The sequence below is a fragment of the Bacillus sp. CIS52 genome (assembly GCF_053545315.1).
Map to the genome: position 1 here is coordinate 360,342 of NZ_JBIUFR010000002.1, position 20,113 is coordinate 380,454.

Sequence of the window (20,113 nt, forward strand, 5' to 3'; positions counted from 1 at the left end):
CAGAAACCCAAAATGTGGGATCATACCTTTCAACTAGGAAAAAAAGCGATTGATTCCTTAGTTAAAGAGGGAATGCCTGTAACCCGGCAGAGTATAAGTAAACGAACAAAGGAACTTGATCCAACAAGTAAAGGAATTCATCCAAACTCTGTGAAAACAAATACTGACCTTTATTGTTACTATCAGGAATACAGTATATCGTATAGGAAAAAGAAACGGTTAAATGACCAAAAGAATCGAATACTTGAAGTTGATGATGCCTACTTCAGGAAGATTAAATCCAGCAGAGATAAAAAAATTGCTGAAAAAAAGTTTATGAAGATGACAAAGCAAGAGGTTGTTGGAGTCTTGTTGAAAGCGCTGGACTATATTGCAGATAATGAGGATAGGTGGCATGGAGAGCATTTTAAGAAGTCTAAAAAATTTTTTTAGATGTTTTTGTAACGAGAAAATGACAAAAAACCACAAAATTATTCGCCAAAATAATCTTGTGATATAACATTTAAGTATACGTAATTTTTTATTAAAGGGAGCTACAGTGGTGTGCACGCTCTCTTTTTCTTGTTGAAGACGCAGAAACCGTTATATAAACGGTTTACCTCTGTAGTAAGGTTATAGACGGACTTTTTGATTCATTTATAAGAATAACTGATGAAGAAGTGAAAGTCAATTGCTTTTTCAAATGAAGAAGCAAAAGATGGAAGTGAATATCTTTGAAATAATTTAATTGATAGTCCAATACCATACCTTATGTAATTAAGTGTCATACTTTTGCCATTTATATGTAAAGGAATGATATTATTATCCTGTTACCATACAGGAGTTTGCTTTTTTTACAGGGATTTCTGCATGATTCGCGAGATTTCGACAAAGTAAATGTGAGATGATGTGAAAAAAGTGGAGGTACTGAGGATTGGTTAATGACAAGTTAATAATATTTATTCCTGGAATTATGGGGAGTGAATTAAAAAAGGAAAGCTATAAAGTATGGCCAAGGTTTTTTAAATATAAAAAAGCATATGAAGAAAACTTACCTTTAGGGAAAAGTGATCTAGTTCCAGGTCAACCTATTAAGTTTGTTTATGGGAAAATTTTAAACTCTTTAGAAAGAGTTGAAGGATATGATTTTGTATCGTTTGCTTATGATTGGAGACAAGAAATTTCGGTAACAGCTCAATTGTTTGACCAATTTTTAATGAGTTACAGTAGTAAGAAAGAAATTATAATTGTAGCTCATAGTATGGGAGGTCTTCTTGCAAAACTAACTATTAATAAACACGAAAATGGGGTATATAAAAACAAAATAAAAAAGATAATCACTTTGGGAACTCCTTGGTACGGTTCGATGGATTCTTATAAAACTCTTAAATACGGGAACAGTATTGATTTTTTTAAATATCCTTTAGTTATTACAAAAGAACTTTCAAAGGATCTTTCCAAAGGCTTTCCCAGTACGTATCAATTGCTGCCACATTCCTTATACTTTTCAAGAGTTCAGGAATCATATAATGTAGAGGCTTATACCATACAAGGGGAACAACTCAATGATTTTGAGTCGCTTTACAAAAAACAATTAATGGTTGAATATGAAGGTATTGTCGAGGATTATCCTGTTACCTCTACTTTTTATGAATTTCATGATTATATTAATAGGGAAACACAAGTTGAACACCATGAAATTGTTGGAGTGGGACGGTTAAGCATAGTATCCATTAATGAAAATGCTTTTGATGAAGTAAATGCTACAAGGGATGATGGGGATGGAGTAGTCCCTAGATTTAGTGCAGTATCTGGAAGTGCAAATAAGAACTATTTTATTCTAAATGCTATGCATCAAAAACTTCCGAAATACCCCAATGTAATAGAGTTAATTAAAAGAATTATAAATAATGAAGTAATTAAAGAAACAGATAATGTTTTGTTAAAGGAAAGCTCTTTAAGTGATAAGGGCTTTAAGGGAAATGTGGTGAAAATTGCATGTCCTGTAGATGTATCCATTATGAAAAATGGAAAATCTATATATGGGGTATTGGATGAATTAGAAAGTGAAGAAGAATTAATTGAGGATTTAAAGGGTATTGAAGTGGAGGAAATGGGGAATACTGTATACTTGATTTTTGATGAATCAAATATAGTGAGTGAAGAATCTCACTCCATTTATATTGATGCTTATGATGAGGGGTTAACAAACGTATCTCTTGAACGGTATGATAAGGGGATTCTCCAAAAAAGTGTTGCTTTTGAGTCATTTAACATTAGTCCCAAATTCACTGCAAACTTAAATGTAGAAAGTAATATTAATGAAAGCGAACTAAAGGTATTTTCTCAACAAAATTCTGTGCAAAAAATTAAATCAATTGAAATTAAGGATGACGCCTTCATTTTTCCTGAAACTAGCTTCAGTATGAATGCTCAGAAAATTAAATCGCAAGATGTCTATGTAAGTAAGGGCAACATAGAATTGACGATTCAAATATTAAAGGGAACTTATGAGGTTAAAGACACTTACGTACGTTATGGTGGTAACGAGTATAGGATTGAAGGTAGTTCCATCGATCTTCATTTATCACCGGGTGTGAATCATATTGAGTTGTTTTCTGTGGATATTTTAGGAAATACTGAACCTGCTCAGAAATTCATAATCTATTCATTGGATTCAGTAAATCCGAAAATTGAATATGAATTTTTTCCAAATAGATATTACGTAAAAATAAAAGAAAATAGTCATTTTAAATTTCTAATTGATGAATATAATATTAACCCTTCAAGAGTGGAAATTAAAATTGAACCTGAAAATCAAAAGAATAACACAGTATTTATCAAAGAGAATGAAAATGAAGTTATTGTCTTGATGAATGATCTCGAACAAAGAAGCATAAAAATAATATATAAAACATTTTTGGGAGAAGAAGAAATAAACTTATGTATAGATGAATACTCTCTTGAAAATATTTTTAACGGTTTAGCTGGTGCACAGACTTTACAAGAGATCTTACAAAGTTTGCAATTCAAAGAACCTTTAAAAGTCACAATGCATAAGATAGAGGGATTTGGGAGACCTTACAGTGTAATAAATGATTCAAATTTGCTTAATGCTAAAAAAATTATTATAAGTGACTTAACAAACAGTCTTGAAATAACAAAGACCAGTGAGTATTTCCTTAGATTTTATAACTTGGATGAAACAATCAATGTTGCAAGTAAAGATGATTATGAATTTCATTTTAAAATCTTTGATAAGGAAGGTAACGAGGTAAAGGATTTAAATGTAGAAACATTCTTGAAAGTTCTTATAGTTGATTCCGATTTTATTGACGTAAATAATGATTACGATAAGGAAAAGGAAATGTTTAAAGGAATTGTAAAAATAGCTGATATTAAAAAGATATTAGATCAACACTGGAAAGAAACAAAAATCCATTCAATTGAATTAATTATTAGTAAAGAAGGCCAAGGTGGATACGGATTAATTAGAACTAAGGAGCTTTCTGTTATTAATAGATAAAATTAACCAGTAAAGGGGTGAAAATAAATGCTTATGCTAATCTTATCATTAAACTTACTATTGTTAATTGTTTGTTTTTGGTCATATTCCTCAATCGAGAATAAAATGAGTGAAAGTTTGTTTTTTGATCCAGGTTCAATTCAGCTATTAAGAGTTATTTTCATCCCTGTGGTTTTTTTTATATTTAACTTAATAATAACTTTAATTTTCCTTACTGATTATTGGTATGTCTCATTTGCTTTTCTTGTGATTCCCATCTTCTATGGGGGAAGAAGTTATATACACAAGAGAAGTTTGAATGCTCTCTATGCAGAATTAGAAGAAGTACTTCCTAAATTAATAATGAAAAAGCTAAAGGATAAAAACATTTTTGTAGAAAAAAAAGACGTGAGATTTACAGTTTACTCTCGAAGAAAAGTTAATTATGTCAACGTGATTGTGAAACTTAATAAAAGGCACGGACAAATTACACATGAAATGCTAAAAATAAAAGAAGATTTAAGTGAAAATAAACCTGAGTTTGAATTTAATTTATTATTTGAAAAAAAAAGTGATTTATCATTTTATCCTTTAACCTATTAAGGAATATTAAACGAAATTGGCTCTTTTTGTGATATTCTTAACCTAAAGAATATCTCATAAGGAGCCTTTTTTATGAAAATCCTTGATGCACAATCGCTTATTACATCCTCACAACAACGCTCCAAAGAATATCAACAACTTCGTGAAGAACTATCCGATTTAAAGAAATCATTAGAAGATGTGTCTAATCTGGGTGATGATTTCACTGGTCGGGGCGCAGATAACATTAAAGCTTTTTTTAACGATTTAGCATTGTACACCGAAACATATATGAACTTCACTGAGATGCAGATCGTCTTTTTCAATAGTATCGAAGGAAAGCTGGAAGATATGGGGCTTGCCGGTGGTACATTTGTTGATGAACATTTTGTCGAAAATCAATTAGAACAGGGAATCAAAAACAGTCGTAGTATTATTGACGAACAACAGCGGGAGCTTTCCGGAATATTTGCTGGTATTAGCGACATTATTCATTTAACACCGTTTTCAAGTGAGCCAGTTAATGATCAACTTAATGATGCTGACAAAGTCCGAAGAGAAACAATAGACGCTGTTTATAAATTGGATCATGAACTAGTGTCGGAATATGCCAGATCTGAACCTATTGAGCAACATATCAAATCTTTTTATTCTGCATTGATGGCTGGTACAGGTAAAGGAAAATCAGCATTGCCAATGTATTATGATGCGAATAAGTTTCATGAATCAGAAGTATATAAAGCACATAAACATATTGATGCAGAAGTGAAAACATATTTACGCATTAAAAAGGAAGAAGCAGAGAAACTTAGAATCACAGAGTTAAAGGCTAAATTGGACAAGCCAGGGGATTTATCAATGGATGATTATATCGACATTGCAACTGAAGTCGGTTATGAAAACCTGACGTCTGATCAAAAACTTTACTATGGACAACTACTTCAAGCAAAGTCACAACAGGAATTAGGAAATCAGGTCTGGAACGTTACAAAAGGAGTAGGGGGTGGGCTTTACGATGTAGGGAAGGATTTTGTTACTGGCATCTACGCTTTGGTGGTCAATCCAGCAGGTACGGTTGAAGCTGTTGTAACGGCCGTCATTCATCCTGTTGATACATACAATATGATTGCAAAATCCATATCCGACTCGTATGAGCGAGATATGGTAAACGGAGATTCATATTCTAGAGCACATTGGGTTTCTTATGCTGTAGGAACTGTTGTAACTTCAATATTTGGAACAAAAGGTGCTGGATCAATAACCAAAACAGGAGTAGCGACTACAAAGGTAGCAGTAAAAACTAGTGTGACCAAGACCGGACAAACTGTTAAAGGCATATCTTTAGCAGAGTGGCTTCCTTATGCCTCAAAACATCAGTTAGCAGGTGCAGGAATAGGAAAGGTCCCTTATAATGCGGTTGACGGCTTAGGTTTAAAAGACAAATTGATGATGATGGCTAAAAGTGCTAATACTGGTGTAAAAGTTACTAAAAAGCCCGCGCAAAGACTTAAAAAAGCTGACTTAGCTAAAAAAGCAGAAACAAAAAATATTGAAGAGTTTATTAGTGGAAATAAACATTTTGATGATGTAGTAGACGACTATGCACAATTATATAAAGAAACAGTAAACTCTAATAAACCATGGTCTTGGGATGATACAATCTTAGGTGGAGAAAATTTAACAGGAAAGCAGAGGAAATTGATAAAAGAAAAAGCACTTACAAATCAGTTAATCCCAAATATAAAAGTAACAAAAGTAGAGAGGATGCCATTTGGGTTTGCTGATTTCAAAGGTGCTGGAGTTGTAGAAAAGACAATTCCGTTGCCAAAAGAATTGTGGCATGCTTCTGATAAGGTGCAATTTGATTATTTAGATAAGGCAATTGGTGGTCACAGAGATGGCATGACTTGGCATCACACAGAATTCCCTGGGATAATGGAGTTAGTCCCGTTTGGCATTCATAATGTTACAATACATAATGGAGGCAGAACGAAAGGGATGTGGGCGGATGCACCACGATAAAAATTTTGGAGGTAACGACTTATGGATATGAAGGAAAATTCAATTATAAATCCACTTCCAACAGACGAGCTGCTGGATGAAAAAGAAAGAAAATGGAGAATAACCTTACCTCAAAGTTATAAAACCTTTATTAAACAAAATAGTGGAGGAATACCTTTAGAAAGCCAATTTTTATGTAATGGGCATAACTATGCTATTGATAGGTTTCTATGTATTTTAAAAGTCACTGGGGAAAATGAACTCGAGTGGTATGATATAGGGGCTACCATGTCACAGTTAGATGAGAGAATAATTGAAGATGAGGATTTAATTGGAGTTGAGATTTTGCCAATCGCCGTTCTCTTTGCAGGTGATTTTATTTGTTTGGATTATAGATCAAATAGGAACGAACCTGCAGTGTGTGTATGGAGTCATGAAGAATCAGGAGAGTTTGCTCCTGTAACTTATCCGGTGGCAAATAATTTTGCTGAATTTCTCGAAATGTTAGGCGAATAAAGATTGCAATTCAGGCGGGGAGAAATCCTCGTCTTTTTTAATTAAGGTGAAATCTTTATCTGGAAGAACTGCTTTTATAGTGCAGATCAAAAAAGGGGGAAACAGATAAAAATGCAGAATAATTCAAATGGTATATATTCTGAAAATTTGGTGATTAGAAATTGGAAATAATTTTTGAAAGGATTAATTGAAAGTTAACAGTGTAGGCTTTAATAGAGAGGAGACAATTATTTGGTTGTAATTAAATCCTATCCAATTGAAGGCGACTTTCCAGAGTTTGAGGGCTTAATTCAAATAGCAATTGAAGAAGGAAGTGGAGGTAGTAAAATTATCTCGTACAGCAAATTATAATGGAAGCTGCTGACGATATACTCAAGATTATTCATCAGATGTACAACGAACATGAGATATAAAACTTACCTCTTCACTGATTATAGGGGTTAGATGCCATAGTAAGATAGAGTTGAAACGATGTTTTTTGAACTTTTGAATTACTCGTTCGGAGTTCACTTGTATTGTTGAAGTAAATTTATTCAGTCAAGGAGGTTATATGCATATTATTAGACATTTGGAAGATCCAAAAGTTAAGTTGAAATTAGCAACGAATGTTTCCAACCTTAGAAAGGAAATTGAAAAATTAAATCTTAGTCAAGTTGCAGATCTTCGACTTTATGCCAAAGATAAATACGAAAGAGCTGCCAACTTTTCCACAAAAGCTTCAATTATTACAATAACGATTGTGCCAGTATTTTTATTTTTGAACTCTTATTTTAATTCATATTTTAACTATGGATTAGGTTCACTTTCCAAAAAATACAATATTAATGATTTTAAACCACTAGAGAATTCCAATGAGTTGCAAAAGGATTTCGATAATATTTCTGAACATATAATTGATACTTATGTTTATATTGCTTTAGGTATTTTGTTATGTGTTTTTATTGCTCTTTTCATAAGAAGAATTAATGTTTCCAACACAAATAAAAACTTTAATTTAATAGATGAAATATACGAAAAGAAATTAAAACGAGAGGAAAAATTTCAAGAGGATTATAAGCAATTGCGGAAGATGAGAGCTATGAATTGGAGAATAATCTCTTGTGTTCATTTTTCTGACCGTTTAGAGATTTTAATGAAATGTCCAAATCGAATAGAAGCTGAGTTTTTTATGTTCTATGAATTAGATCATATTAAAGAAGTTGAAGTGATTTTGGGAATTAGTGAAGAGTTGTGAGTGAACATTCACGATCATTAATAAAGGCGCCTTTTTAAATCAGAAGAAAAAATCATTTATTGAGAGCTTTTGGTTAACTTTATTAAAGTGATTGGGTTTTGAACTATGATGATATAATTATTAGCGTATAACAATAACCTAAAGAATATTACAAATCCTGAACGGATGCAGTATCGTGTGTAACAAGTGCCTTTACCCTTGTCAGAGTAAGGGTGAATAGTGTTTTGAGGTGTTTTAAGGTGTTTTAATATAAAAATATAACAGTATTTGATGTTTCATCATCTTCCTCATATAGCGGGTGTATGTTCTAATGTATTCAAAATCGCATTGAGGATTTTTCTTTTTTCGCACACGAGCCATATTGTTATATACCTTAATCTGTATATAATAAGATATATCAATCTATGCAGGGGGAGTTAAGTATGAAGTGCAAAAAAATGAACAGGGTACAATTAAAAGAGGGAAGCGTATCAATGGCCCTATAAACTGCGTCTGCCCTCATTAATGGAGGGGAAATTGTGAATACACCTTATTCACAATCAACTTTACGGCACAACCAAGTGTTCATTTGGCTTTGTGTTCTGTCATTTTTCAGCGTATTAAATGAAATGGTTTTGAACGTCTCGTTACCTGATATCGCCAACGACTTTCATAAACTGCCAGCGAGTGCAAACTGGGTGAACACGGCCTTTATGCTCACCTTTTCCATCGGAACTGCTCTGTATGGGAAGTTATCAGATCAACTGGGCATCAAAAAGCTGCTCCTGTTTGGGATTATGGTCAATGGCTTCGGATCAATCATTGGATTTGTCGGACACTCTTTCTTTCCTTTACTCATTCTGGCCCGATTTATTCAAGGGGCTGGTGCTGCCGCATTCCCGGCACTTGTAATGGTTGCAGTCGTACGCTATATTCCGAAAGAAAACAGGGGTAAAGCATTTGGTCTGATCGGGTCGCTGGTGGCAATGGGGGAAGGTGTCGGACCGGCTATTGGCGGAATGATCGCTCATTATATTCACTGGTCATATTTGCTGCTTATTCCAACAGCAACAGTTATCACTGTTCCATTCCTGATAAAACTGCTTGAAAAGGAAGAAAGAATCAGCGGACGCTTTGATATGGCGGGGATTATATTAATGTCTGCAGGCATCGTATTTTTTCTGCTGTTTACAACGTCATATAGAATGTCTTTTCTGACCATCAGTATTCTAGCTTTCCTGATATTTGTGAAACATATTAGGAAAACTCAAGATCCCTTTGTTGACTCTGCACTGGGGAAAAATGTCTTGTTTATGATGGGCGTCTTTTGCGGAGGCCTGATATTCGGCACTGCTGCAGGATTTGTGTCTATGGTTCCTTATATGATGAAAGATGTTCACCATTTAAGTACTGCGGCAATTGGAAGCGGGATTATGTTCCCCGGGACGATGAGCGTCATCATCTTCGGTTACATTGGAGGATTGCTTGTTGATCGGAAAGGTTCTTTATATGTGCTCACCATCGGGATTGTATTGATGTCTTCCAGCTTTTTAATCGCTGCCTTTTTTATAGATGCGACACCTTGGCTCATGACCGTTATAATCGTTTTTGTTTTTGGGGGGCTCTCCTTCACAAAAACGGTTATATCTACAATTGTGTCTGGCAGTTTAAAACAAAAGGAAGCCGGGGCCGGAATGAGTCTGCTTAATTTTACGAGCTTTTTATCAGAGGGAACGGGCATTGCGATTGCAGGCGGTTTATTATCGATCCGCTTGCTGGATCAAAGGCTGCTGCCTGTTAACGCTGATCATTCTGCTTATTTGTACAGTAATATGCTGATCCTATTTGCAGGAATCATCATTATGAGCTGGCTGGTAACCCTGAATGTCTATAAACGTTCGCGGAGAAATGACTAAAAAGGGAAAAGGATCAAACTTGATAAAAGTTTTGATCCTTTTTTTGAGGAGCTTCCTTATTCCGAAACCTTTTGTCGATCAATGAAAGGAGAGTTAAGGTGAATTACATTTATAAGAAAAAGGAAAAGAAAAATGGAAATTGTATCATTTCAATCAGAGATAAATGGGAGAATGCACTTATTGAGTTTGAACAAAAAGGTAATCAAATTGAGATCGTGGTCAATGAGCGTAACGAGAAAACAACTAAGTTTTCGCTGCCAATCGAGACTTTTGAAAAAGTGTATGAGGATATTAAAATAGGCCGGAGAGAAAGTTAATCATTCTGTTTGAAAATGACCATGAAGTTCGTAAGCAGTATGGTTTTAACACGAATCTGGATTCCCTTAGAAAAGCAAAGATTTTTGGGGATTTATGTTAAAATGATAGTAAGAACCTTATGCAGCGGACAGGGAGTATTGTTGCTTAATAAGGAGATGGATCAATGAAAAAAAATATTCACATACTGGGAGCCTCTGGAGTCGGCACTTCAACATTGGGTGCTGCATTATCAAAGCATTTGCCTCATACGCATCTTGATACTGATGATTACTATTGGAAAGATAAATTCACTGAAAAAAGAGAAATTCCTGAAAGAAGAAAGCTGCTTGAAAAAGACTTAACAATAAATGAGAAATGGATTCTTTCCGGCGCAGTGTGCCGCTGGGGCGATGATCTAAAAAGTGATTTTGACCTTGTCATCTACTTATGGATTCCGCAAGATATCCGGCTTGAAAGATTAAGGCATAGGGAATTTCAGCGTTATGGAAAAGAAGTGTTAGCCGGCGGCAGTAAATATGAAGAATCAAAAACATTTTTAGAGTGGGCATCTTTATATGATAATGCTGGAATGGAAGTTAGAAGTAAAGCTTTACACGAACATTGGATGGCAGATTTATCTTGTCCAGTGTTAAAAATTGAAGGAGATTACTCAGTCAATGAAAGAGTTGACCGTGTCTTGGATTATCTGAATTCTAATTAAACTAACGGAGATAACTGCATAAGAGAAATTCAATTGAAAGTAGCTTTCGCAGAGGTATATAAAAAATTTTAGTTTATGTTGAGAACGATGTTCACCTTCACTGCTTGTTCAATTAGAGGAAGTGATTCTTCCTTAAGGGAGATCACTCGACTGAAGCATCAGTTTAGCGGAAGAAGGAGAAAAATCAGCTGACTTACTTGAATACTAAAAAGGTGTAAAAAGTGGTAATTAATACGAAGGATTGATAAAGAAGAACACGCAGCAGATTCACTTGCTCTTGTTGGGGGGCAAGTGTTGACAACCCTATTACTGGTTTAATTAAAGAAGGAGTATAAAACCTGTGTCAATGATGTTACGAGATATCTGCGACACAGGTTTTATATGTAGGTAACTCATCTTCTTATATATTTAACATTGCATTTTTTTATTATGCAATCGTTCATTCTATTTCTGCTTTCAATTTTTCGAACCATTCTAAATTAACCAAGTGATGTGAACGGGAATTTTCGTTCATACGGCGAAAGTAATTGATTGTGCCGGGAATTTCTTGAGTGATGGACAGGTATTCATCAAGGAGCTCGATTCGAGTTTTAGTCTGATTGATTTGTGATTGGATCAGATCCAGTAATTTATTTTTGTCGAATTCATCGGCAAAGAGTAACGCCCCATAAAATTGCAGGTTCACATATTCCGATTTGGTACCGTATTTGATCATTAATTTCTCGAATTCTGCCCTTCCCGATTCTGTGACGTTAAAGTTACGGATTTCACGCCCGCTGGTTGAGGGTTTCTGATGAATCTGTTCGATAAAACACTTTTCTTCAAGTTGCTGCAGATTGTAATAAAATGAACCTTTTGTGAAGTTAACAATGTATTTGTAATGACGTTTTTCCATTAAGGACAGAAGTTCATAGCCATGAGCGCCGGGGTTTTGGATGAGCAAGCCAAGGATAAGTAAGGGAATTATGGTTTCATCACCTTCGCCATCCGCGCCTCAAATTCCGCGTACGTGATTTTGCCCGAAGCCAAATCCATACTATGAAGGTAAATCTGTTCTGTTTTAGAATAGCCACCCTTCACTCTCAGTGATTGCTCCTCTCCCGAAATAGGTTTCAGGATAGGGCAATTTTTCGAAAAAGCCTCGAAATAGCGGTAACCGAATTTGCGTTGTGAAGCTGCGTCTAAATGAATGCCATCAGGATTCGCAGTCAAACCTGTTGCAGTAACAAAATAACAATTCGGTTGTTCATTAGCGAAACGCAGCAATTGTTCATTAACCTGTCGAAATTCGGTCGCATGCTGTCCAAAACCGGTCTTCCCAAGAAAGTCACCAAGCCCTCCAATCATCAACGGTACCTCATCAAGTTTCAACTCGCTTCTTAGCGTCTCGATGATAAGGGTTAATTTCTCGTAATAAGTTTCATGCAGCGAACGATAACTGTCACTCTCACCTTGGTGCCAAAGGATTCCGCAAATTTGACTGGATCGGAGGGCGAAGCGGGCTTCGGACAAAGCATGCTGAAAAAGGATGCCTTCCGGATGCCAGTCATTCAATGAACTGCCGCCTTCCGCACAAGGGATCAAGCCAATTTCTTCATCGGGATGAGCTTTCGACCATGCATCTGCAAAAGATGCCGCCAGGCCAACGCCGGAAACCGGGCGGTCGCAATTAATCGGCTCTGTCATCATCTGCCACTGTCCATTGCGCAGCATTTTTATTTTTTCATTATAGATAGGATCTACTTCATTCAAAAATCCACGGCCCGCCATATTCGACTGCCCCAACATCAAAAAAGACTTTATCATCTTATTTTTCACTTCTTTACATCAATATTTGGTCTAATTAGACTATAGTCAATTCAGTTTGTCTTGTAAAGTTTTAACAAGGTTTTATTAGTATGTATGATAAGCGCTCCTGTGGCAGCTACACTCAACCTGCCTATACATGAAAACTTAGGGTTATGCCTGGAAAGGATCAATTCCAGCTTGGATACAAAGGGTACATACAGCTTGCTTTGCAACGTCCATCAATTGCATACCGATTCATGAAGGCGAATTGCAGAAGTGGAATCCGCTGACCGAGGAGATAGAGATTGATTTTGAAAAACGAGAATCAGATGCGGTAATTGGTTATGCAGCTTATTTTGAGTTGATAAATGGCTTCCGAAAAACAGTGTACTGGACAAAGTCACAAGCAGAAAAGCACAAAAAGAAATTCAGTAAGTCTGATGTTGGATGCAAAAATGACTGGGATGCGATGGCTCTTAAGACTGTATGAAAAGCAGTTTTGAGCAAGTGGGGGATTCTTTCTAAAAAGCAGTTAGTTATTAATGATTTATTCGAATGGTTCAAGATACGCAAACGATTTTATGAGATGCGCGAGTTATCCAAATGGATCATGACACACAGAAAATCGAGAAGATCGGTTTTGGTCAGCGTATTTTAAGAGCAGCCCAAGAGGGAGTTGCGCTGACTAAGGATCAAAAATCTGTTCCATCAACTAGCACAGTTAACTTAAGCAGAAAAGAAGTAATTGCTGAAGTTTAACATTACCTATGACACACTTGAAAACAACATCGAACAAGAAGTCGCATCTTTATGCGACTTCTATCAATTTCTAATTAATAGAAAGTAACCTTAAGAAAAATTTAAGAACTTGCAGCTCTATAGCCGTATAAACAAATTTAATCCCTCATAATATGTCATCAAACTTAGCATACTCAATATGGATTCCAATTTAGGAGTTTAAGAGCCATTGATGTGCTCACCAAGATCTCTCACACCTTCCGTGCATCTGGCGAGTAAAATACGTCACTATGCATATGCTGTATTTTTTCCCAGTTGGCGGGATTGGTTGTATCAAAAGAGCGGTGCTCCATAATGGCCTGATATAGGGCGGTTTTTTGTTCCAAATGGGCAATGTGCTGTTTGGCTTCTTCGAGCTGGGCGAGCGCATCTTCTTTATGCTCCATCATGAGTGTGTACCGTTGTGGAATGGTCGAATCTCCTTCAAGACAGAGATTCACGTACGTTTTAATGTCTTCAATCGGCATCCCGGATTGCCTGAGGCATTTGACGCCAAACAGCCAGTTGATTGATTCTTCGTCGAACAAACGAATATTGTTTTTATTGCGTCGTACGCTCGGCACAAGGCCTTTATCCGTGTAAAAGCGCACCGCATGCTCGGTGAGTCCGGTTATCATCGCTGCTTCTTTGACTGTATGCATGTGTAATCCTCCTTTAAAAAATTTTTTAAAAAGTGCTTGCCTTCGTGTTACACGAAGATAATAAGCTTATTATAACGCAAACCAGCCGCAGCGGAATTCATTCTGCAGTGCCCGATTTTCGGGATGCGTGCCGTTTGTCGTTCTACATTTGAACAATAGGAGGAATTACAATGCAAACCGTAACATTAAACAATGGAGTGAAAATGCCAATTATCGGCTTCGGTGTGTACCAAGTCCCCGATGCTCAAGAATGTGAAAACGCAGTATATGAAGCGCTGATGGCCGGTTACCGCCTGATTGACACCGCTTCCGGTTACCTAAACGAGGAAGCGGTTGGACGTGCAATTAAGCGGAGCGGCGTACCGCGTGAGGAGCTATTCATTACGACCAAGCTCTGGATTCAGGATGCCGGCTATGAAAGCGCCAAGATAGCCTTTTCCAAATCATTGAGTAAGCTGCAGCTGGATTATCTTGATTTATACCTTATTCACCAACCATACGGCGATTACTACGGCGCTTGGCGTGCGATGGAGGACCTGTACCGCGAAGGAAAAATCAGAGCAATCGGAGTCAGCAACTTCTATCCCGACCGTCTTATGGATCTCATCATGCATAATGAAGTCGTGCCAGCCGTCAATCAAGTCGAAACACATCCATTCTATCAGCAAAAAGAAAGTGCTGCTTTTATGAAAGAGCAGGGAGTACAACACGAGTCGTGGGCACCGTTCGCTGAAGGACGCAATAACATGTTCAGCAACGAAGTGTTGACTTCCATTGCGGAAAAACACAATAAATCCGTCGCCCAGGTCGTGCTGCGTTGGCTTGTTCAGCGTGAAGTCGTTACGATTCCAAAATCGGTCCGCAAAGAACGGATTGTCGAAAACTTTGACATTTTCGATTTTGAGTTGAGCTTAGAGGATATCGAAAAAATTTCCGCCCTTGATAAAGGAGAAAGTCTTTTCGGATCGCACCAAGATCCGAAAATTGTAAAATCGATAGGCGCCATGAAATTCGATCTGTAGCTTTTGATTGAACCGTAAATTGATCATCTATTTATTTGCTATCATAATAGCAGAATTGTACTAAGTGTGTTGCGAAAATTCTGTCAATAAAGCGCGATCCAGCTTTAAATGTTGGTTTTAAAATTGAAGGAGATCAAGTTAGGGCTAAAGGAAGGGAAGGACCCTTCCTTTTTTACTTGGACGGACTGAAAACAGTGCCCTTTTTCTGGCCAAATATAAAAAAACACACAAGTGGATAAAATGAACCTATTTGTTCAATACAATCAGCGTAAAATCTATCTAGAATACTAGTTAAACCAGCTTTCTTGACGAAGGGGATTTATGATCGTATGAAATAACTGAAAAAAACGTAATCAGCTGCTTTGAAAGTATATAAAAAAGGACACCAAACCAACAGCACCAGTGCTATAAGTTCAGTGTCCGCAGACTTCTATTTTTTATTTCTCTAAAGCCTTATTCTTATTAACCTCTTCCAGCTTGGAAAGAAGGGTATTTCGTCATACCGCCATCTGCAAAGAGTGTAATACCCGTTACATAACTTGCTTCAGAAGATGCTAAGAATGCTGCTACAGAGGCTACTTCTTCCGGTTTACCGATGTAACCCATTGGAATCATGCTTTCAACATCTGCACGTTGTACCGGATCTGCAAATTTTTCAGCATTGATTGGTGTGTTCATTGCTCCTGGTCCAATATTGTTCACGCGAATTCCTTTTGGTGCATATTCAAGTGCCAATGTTTCTGTCATTAGCTTCATGCCGCCTTTACTAGCTGCATAGTGAACAAATAGCGGCCAAGGAATCATTTCATGTACACTGGACATGTTAATGACATTTCCTTTAATATCATTTTCTACAAAGTATTTGATCGCTTCACGGCTGCCAAGGAATGCTCCTGTTAAGTTTGTGTCGATTACCTTGTTCCAATTGTCTAAAGAAAGTTCATGAGACGGTACAGGGTTTTCAACACCAGCATTGTTAATCATTACATTCAATGTGCCGAATTCTTTTACAGCTGTTTGTACAAGGTTGATGACATCTCCTTCTACTGTTACATCACCAGGTACAATAATAGCTTGTCCGCCTGCTTCTTCCACTTCTTTTTTAGCTTCTAATGCTTCATTTTCATTATTACGATAGTTAATGACCACTTTTGCTTGTTCTTGACCGAAGCGAACAGCCATTGCACGTCCAAGGCCTGTAGCTCCACCTGTAATTACGACTACTTTATCTTTTAAATCTTTATACATGATAAGTTCCTCCTGGTTCTAACGATTATTTTTTAATAGATATTCTTACTGTTTAGTTTAATGTATTTTAACTTTTTGCTATTCCCAGCAGCACGCCGCCCAAAATAATGAGCACAATGCCTATTGAAATCGAAATAAGCTGACGTTTTGTTTTCTTTTCGCCTAGTAAGAAGATACCTCCAAGCGTTGAAACGACGATTCCCATTTGTGATAGTGAAAAACTTGTCGCTACCCCTACCTTAGGTTGGGAAATAAATAAGAACATATTACCCGCAGCCCAAATAAGACCGGGAATAATGTTGCGAATTGTGTATTTATTAAAAGGCTTATGTTTATAAGTGAGGATGAGTCCGCCGATAAACATACCGATAGCTTGAGGGAATAAAGCCACCCAGCCATCAACGTTAAACAAACGTGCAACGACCACATATACTAAATATCCAATCGTAGATATGATGAGTGTGATAATGCCCTTTTTAAATTGCCCAGATTGCTCTTTACTTTTTTTGCTCTCAAGAGAGGTTAATACAATCCCAATCACGATAAAAATGAGGGCTAGTATTCCCAATAGAACTGTAGTGACTGTTGACCACTCATGAAAAACAATCACCCCAAACAAAGCTGTTGATACGAGCTGCATACCTGTTGAAATCGGCATCGTTTTAGAAACACCAATATATTCAATGGTTTTTAACTGATTACTTTGTCCAACAGCCCAAAACAACCCAGAAACGATTCCTACAATAAAGATAAAAGGTGTCAACACAGGATGGATAACGAGATAGGTAACAGCTGAAAAGATCAGTGCTCCAATCGTTGTTCCAAGTGTTTGACTATAAGGTCCTCCGCCTAACTTGACATTGAAGAGGACGATACTTCCCCAAAATATTGCAGGAAGAATGGCTAAGAAAATATCCATTTGATGCAAACCTTCTTTCCCAAACCCTTGATGTATTGAAAGTGGCTAGTTTTGTTTCGTCACTTTACGTTACTAATAGTAACCTAGGTAACTAAAATAGTCAATGATTTCATCTTGCATTTCTTTTTTTCTGATTAGTTCTTCAATTAGACCTTTCTTGATGTTTCGGGTCTGGAATAATAAAAATGGTTCATTTATATGAAATCTGATTTCAAAAGAAAAAATCAGTCGCAACGAAAAAAACTAACCTAAGTTACTATTGGTTACTTAGGTTAGTTTATCGCATAGGTATGAGTGGTTTGTTAACTAACATATAAAAAAGAAAGGTGAAACTCAAGGGGCAGAAACATTAATATCTGCTGGGAAAGTGTTTATTGAGGGCACAGTCGTATAAATCAAGCAGGTCAGAGGTATGCGGGCTATTTATGTTTAAAGAAAAAGAGGAATCAGTATAGGAAGATGTATAAAACAAAAATGAAGGGCCTTGATAAGGTTCAAGGCCTTATGATGTGTTGGATTAAAATTGTTTAGCCATCTCTTTGGCTTGCTGCATTGCTTTATCTTTAATTAGAGAAGTTTGTTCCGGAAACTTCATTTGCCCTTCAATAATAATACTTTCAAACGATTTGATACCAAAGAAATCCATAACCGCTTCTAAGTATCGGTTTCCCATCTCTCTTTCCATTTCAGGACCATGTGAGTAGATGTCTCCCCGCGATTGTATATGGAGAGCTTTTTTTCCTTTTAGTAATCCTTTTGAACCTTCTTTAGTATACTTGAAGGTTTTACCTGACACTGCGATTGCATCAATATAGGTCTTCATGATGGCCGGAACGGAAAAATTCCACATAGGTGTTACAAAAATATATTTATCAGCTAATAAAAATTGTCCGCCTAATTCAGCTAAACGGGCGACTTTTAACCGTTCATCTACTGATAAATCTTGAAGTGAAGCTTGAGAGCGAAGTTTTTTCCAACCATTAAATACATCTGCGTCTAGATAAGGAATATCAGCTTTATATAAATCTAAATGGACAACATCATCTTCAGGATGTGTTTGTTTGTAGCTTTCAATGAATTCTTTTCCTACGGTCATGCTGAGTGATTCATCTTCAGGCAGAGGATGTGCTGTGATATAGAGAACATTAGACATGGAGATCTTCCTTCCTTATTAGATAATGAAAAACAGCGCTGTGTTTATTGGCATAGATACTAAAAGAACTGTCAATCCTTGACCCAGCTTTCCGCCCATTGACTAATCGGTCCTAATATTTTTCCTAATTCTGTTCCTTTTTGAGTTAAAGAGTACTCAGAACGTATCGGACGATCGGGGATTACATTTCGGACAACAATTCCCTGTTCTTCTAATTCTTTAATCCGTTCCGTTAATATCCTTCTGCTTAAGGAAGGCATGCTCTCGCTTAACTCACTAAAGCGCTTAGGACCGCTCATTAGCACATAAATAATTAATCCTGTCCACTTTTTCCCAATTATCTCGAAGCTTTTTTCTACTTTAGGTTGTAAATCTTTCGACTCGCCCATATTATATGTCCTCCTTCAATAAATATGGATGAAAAATAACTTATGCATTTATTGTAACAAAAATAATGGAAATGTATTTGGGTACTTTGAATTAAAAAGGTTGATATCTCTTTTTTTAGTTACTTTTTGTCACTTTAGTTCCTTTTAGTATCAGGTGAATCAGCAGAATTTCTAAAATAATCAAATCATAATTGTGAAATGAAATATATTTTATTGATAACACTGTGCGGATATTAAAGGGAAATAATTCAATAACTTAAGTATAAATGAGTATTTATGACGGTTAAATAAATTAACTCTAAGAGGGAAATGAAATGCATCTTATGTTGTATTGATCATGCCGCGTTCGTTATACCTGAATGAACATATAATTGATGAGATATTAAGCTGCATGTGGAGGTGAATAAACAGGGGGATATTCAGCTTTTTGATCCAGGTTGATAGAGTATATGTAAGGAACGATTTTTCATATATTCTGACTGTATTGAAAAAGATAAAACAGAAAAAGCCGGGATGTCAGATCCGGCTTTTCGCTTACTTTCCCTTCGACTTCTTCCGCTTCTCTTTCTCCGCCCGGTAAAACTCATGAAACATCTTCATCAGCGCCCGTTTTTCAATCCGGGATACATAGCTCCTTGAAATGCCGAGCTCTTTCGCGATCTCGCGCTGCGTCTTTTCTTTTTTTAAATCAAGGCCGAAGCGGCCGACGATCACTTCTTTTTCGCGGTCGTCTAAAATGTCGATATATTTTTTGACCTTTTCAAGCTCCATGTTGAGTTGAATAGTGTCAATCACATCTTCGCTTTCCGACTTGAGCACATCGATCAGGCTTATTTCATTCCCTTCTTTATCCTGGCCGATCGGATCATGAAGGGAAACGTCTTTTTTCGTTTTTTTCAAGGCGCGCAGATGCATTAAAATCTCGTTCTCAATACATCGTGCGGCATATGTCGCAAGCTTCGTGCCTTTTCCGGCTGAATAGCTTTCGATGCCTTTAATCAGCCCGATTGTACCGATGGAGATCAGATCTTCTGCGTCTTCTCCCGTGTTTTCGAATTTTTTTACAATATGGGCGACTAAACGGAGATTATGTTCGATCAGCATATTGCGGGCGTGTTCATCTCCTTCGGCCATAAGGTCTAAGTATTTTTTCTCCTCACTATTTGAGAGCGGTTGTGGAAAGGCATTATTTTTCACGTATGATACTAAAAACACGAGTTCTTTCACAATAAACCCGAGCGCTGCAAAAACACCTGTCACCATCCTCACCTCCACAAAGTTATGTAGGCAAAAGCCTATATGTAACTGTATGTGGCAGTCAGGCTGTTTGTGTCTGTACAGGGAAATTAATCAAAGGCAAGTTTTATTTCTTACAGCCTCTTGATTTTTTCTGATTGAGCCTGTATATTGTTAAAAAAAGTAAGG

19 protein-coding genes and 2 pseudogenes are annotated in these 20,113 nt (G+C 36.7%); 13 read left to right on the top strand and 8 right to left on the bottom strand.

Annotated elements, in window-relative coordinates:
* Window positions 1-12 precede the first annotated feature (12 nt).
* From ACH32G_RS11700 to ACH32G_RS11745, 10 genes are all read left to right on the top strand, one after another.
* A complete protein-coding gene (locus tag ACH32G_RS11700; RefSeq protein ID WP_448814382.1) occupies window positions 13-432 on the top strand; it encodes a hypothetical protein in 420 nt (139 codons plus the stop codon).
* A gap of 481 nt (window positions 433-913) precedes the next feature.
* Entirely contained in the window at window positions 914-3,505 is a 2,592-nt protein-coding gene (locus ACH32G_RS11705) for a lipase/acyltransferase domain-containing protein (RefSeq protein WP_448814383.1), read from the top strand.
* A 27-nt stretch (window positions 3,506-3,532) separates the two neighbouring features.
* The gene (locus tag ACH32G_RS11710; RefSeq protein WP_448814384.1) at window positions 3,533-4,087 is read left to right on the top strand and encodes a hypothetical protein; all 555 of its coding nucleotides are present in this window, start codon (window positions 3,533-3,535) and stop codon (window positions 4,085-4,087) included.
* Window positions 4,088-4,159: 72 nt separating this feature from the next.
* Complete coding sequence (locus tag ACH32G_RS11715; RefSeq protein WP_448814385.1) at window positions 4,160-6,088, top strand: T7SS effector LXG polymorphic toxin; 1,929 nt, start codon at window positions 4,160-4,162, stop codon at window positions 6,086-6,088.
* A gap of 21 nt (window positions 6,089-6,109) precedes the next feature.
* Window positions 6,110-6,583: an SMI1/KNR4 family protein gene (locus ACH32G_RS11720; RefSeq protein ID WP_448814386.1), complete on the top strand. Its 474-nt coding sequence runs from the start codon at window positions 6,110-6,112 to the stop codon at window positions 6,581-6,583.
* Between the two features lie 550 nt (window positions 6,584-7,133).
* Window positions 7,134-7,817, top strand: a complete 684-nt coding sequence (locus tag ACH32G_RS11725; RefSeq protein WP_448814387.1) for a hypothetical protein — start codon at window positions 7,134-7,136, stop codon at window positions 7,815-7,817.
* Between the two features lie 422 nt (window positions 7,818-8,239).
* Window positions 8,240-8,302, top strand: coding sequence for a tetracycline resistance efflux system leader peptide (locus tag ACH32G_RS11730; protein WP_134816631.1), 63 nt, complete (start codon window positions 8,240-8,242; stop codon window positions 8,300-8,302).
* A 33-nt stretch (window positions 8,303-8,335) separates the two neighbouring features.
* Window positions 8,336-9,712: a Tet(L)/Tet(K)/Tet(45) family tetracycline efflux MFS transporter gene (gene tet / locus ACH32G_RS11735; protein WP_448814388.1), complete on the top strand. Its 1,377-nt coding sequence runs from the start codon at window positions 8,336-8,338 to the stop codon at window positions 9,710-9,712.
* 98 nt (window positions 9,713-9,810) lie between these two features.
* A complete protein-coding gene (locus ACH32G_RS11740; protein ID WP_326351314.1) occupies window positions 9,811-10,029 on the top strand; it encodes a hypothetical protein in 219 nt (72 codons plus the stop codon).
* A 164-nt stretch (window positions 10,030-10,193) separates the two neighbouring features.
* The gene (locus tag ACH32G_RS11745) at window positions 10,194-10,730 is read left to right on the top strand and encodes an ATP-binding protein (protein ID WP_448814389.1); all 537 of its coding nucleotides are present in this window, start codon (window positions 10,194-10,196) and stop codon (window positions 10,728-10,730) included.
* Window positions 10,731-11,169: 439 nt separating this feature from the next.
* Here the strand turns inward: ACH32G_RS11745 and ACH32G_RS11750 are convergent, their stop codons facing one another.
* Window positions 11,170-11,697 carry a PadR family transcriptional regulator gene (locus ACH32G_RS11750; protein ID WP_342008051.1) on the bottom strand — a complete coding sequence of 176 codons (528 nt, stop codon included), beginning with the start codon at window positions 11,695-11,697 and terminating at the stop codon, window positions 11,170-11,172.
* Complete coding sequence (locus ACH32G_RS11755; protein WP_342007966.1) at window positions 11,694-12,536, bottom strand: sialate O-acetylesterase; 843 nt, start codon at window positions 12,534-12,536, stop codon at window positions 11,694-11,696. Before ACH32G_RS11755 ends, ACH32G_RS11750 begins: the two co-directional genes overlap by 4 nt.
* A 102-nt stretch (window positions 12,537-12,638) precedes the next feature.
* Here ACH32G_RS11755 and ACH32G_RS11760 point away from each other — a divergent pair.
* Both ACH32G_RS11760 and ACH32G_RS11765 read left to right on the top strand, forming a co-directional pair.
* A pseudogene (locus tag ACH32G_RS11760) lies at window positions 12,639-13,005 on the top strand (recombinase RecT); the annotation flags it as partial.
* A gap of 59 nt (window positions 13,006-13,064) precedes the next feature.
* Window positions 13,065-13,317: pseudogene (locus tag ACH32G_RS11765) on the top strand (phage major capsid protein); the annotation flags it as partial.
* Window positions 13,318-13,507: 190 nt separating this feature from the next.
* On the opposite strand, the gene ACH32G_RS11770 reads toward ACH32G_RS11765, so the two are convergent.
* On the bottom strand, window positions 13,508-13,957 hold the full coding sequence (locus tag ACH32G_RS11770) for a MerR family transcriptional regulator (RefSeq protein ID WP_016938874.1): 450 nt from the start codon (window positions 13,955-13,957) through the stop codon (window positions 13,508-13,510).
* A 170-nt stretch (window positions 13,958-14,127) separates the two neighbouring features.
* On the opposite strand from ACH32G_RS11770, the gene ACH32G_RS11775 reads away from it, so the two are divergent.
* Window positions 14,128-14,979, top strand: coding sequence for an aldo/keto reductase (locus ACH32G_RS11775; RefSeq protein ID WP_047475582.1), 852 nt, complete (start codon window positions 14,128-14,130; stop codon window positions 14,977-14,979).
* Between the two features lie 462 nt (window positions 14,980-15,441).
* Here ACH32G_RS11775 and gdh read toward each other — a convergent pair whose 3' ends face one another.
* The 5 genes from gdh to sigK form a co-directional block, all read right to left on the bottom strand.
* Window positions 15,442-16,227, bottom strand: coding sequence for a glucose 1-dehydrogenase (gene gdh / locus ACH32G_RS11780; protein WP_016938876.1), 786 nt, complete (start codon window positions 16,225-16,227; stop codon window positions 15,442-15,444).
* Window positions 16,228-16,294: 67 nt separating this feature from the next.
* Entirely contained in the window at window positions 16,295-17,146 is an 852-nt protein-coding gene (locus ACH32G_RS11785; protein WP_198697913.1) for a RhaT/GlcU family sugar-proton symporter, read from the bottom strand.
* A 517-nt stretch (window positions 17,147-17,663) separates the two neighbouring features.
* Window positions 17,664-18,299 carry an FMN-dependent NADH-azoreductase gene (locus ACH32G_RS11790; protein WP_016938878.1) on the bottom strand — a complete coding sequence of 212 codons (636 nt, stop codon included), beginning with the start codon at window positions 18,297-18,299 and terminating at the stop codon, window positions 17,664-17,666.
* Window positions 18,300-18,370: 71 nt separating this feature from the next.
* The gene (locus tag ACH32G_RS11795) at window positions 18,371-18,688 is read right to left on the bottom strand and encodes a winged helix-turn-helix transcriptional regulator (RefSeq protein WP_016938879.1); all 318 of its coding nucleotides are present in this window, start codon (window positions 18,686-18,688) and stop codon (window positions 18,371-18,373) included.
* A 534-nt stretch (window positions 18,689-19,222) separates the two neighbouring features.
* Complete coding sequence (gene sigK, locus ACH32G_RS11800; RefSeq protein WP_016938880.1) at window positions 19,223-19,951, bottom strand: RNA polymerase sporulation sigma factor SigK; 729 nt, start codon at window positions 19,949-19,951, stop codon at window positions 19,223-19,225.
* Window positions 19,952-20,113 lie beyond the last annotated feature (162 nt).